1 pseudogene is annotated in these 871 nt (G+C 45.9%); it reads left to right on the top strand.

From position 1 onward, the window contains the following. Positions 1-871 (top strand): annotated as a pseudogene (locus tag CVN76_RS01425) (type VII secretion protein EsaA); the annotation flags it as partial.

Raw genomic sequence — 871 nt, 5'->3', positions numbered from 1 at the left:
TTCGGAGTGTTCTCCGACTCCATCTTAGGTTTTATGAAGGAATATGATGCAAACGTAAAAGCGGGGCAGGAAGCAACGTTAGCTGAGTTGGCGGCAATTACCGTACGTGCTCAAGAAGTATCTGCCCAAATGTCGGATCATATGGAGCCACCTGAAATAGAAACGGAACCGCCGTTGAACCTTGATGGTGAAATGTTTGTAACGCTTCAAGATAATACAGCGACAACTGTCGGCTTCATCTCCGAGCTTGTCAATTCGGTGGCCGAGCGTCAAGAAACGGTTACGAAGGATACCGCCGACCTGCAAGTGAAAGTGGGCTCCGTACAGGAAAGGGCCGATCAGCTTAATGATAATTGGTCAAAAAACGTGGATTCGACCGTTCAAATCAAGACGGACGTATACAGTGTCTTGAATAACACGCTAGTCGATGATCAGCAGAATGGGTATGTTTATGAGTATTTAGCGAATCCCGTTCAAATCAGCGGAGAAGTCCTTCAGCAGGAAAAGGTCAATATCCCGCCGATCGTCATGTTGGTGATCATCCTCATTTCCGGCTTATTGATCGGTTTCTTCCTGCATCATTATGGATCCCTTCCAATGATGGTCCATGCAGCACTGAACGCTTTATTGAATTTAATTGTAGGTTTGATCATCAGCATCTATGGCTTGAAAATATATCCTTTGGGGGATATGCAGGAGATTAAATGGACCGTTTTCACCGTCCTGCTGTTATTCTTCTGTTCTGCATGCACCCGGCTTGCCTTCTCCATCGGGCCGTTTGTCGGGGCGATGCTGGTGATTGGTTTGATCAGTTTCTTCATGATTCCATTATTGGATTTGATCATGCCTAATTTCAACGTCGATCATCCGG

Source organism: Bacillus sp. mrc49, from assembly GCF_002803435.1.
This window is presented reverse-complemented; position numbering and strand designations above follow the sequence as displayed.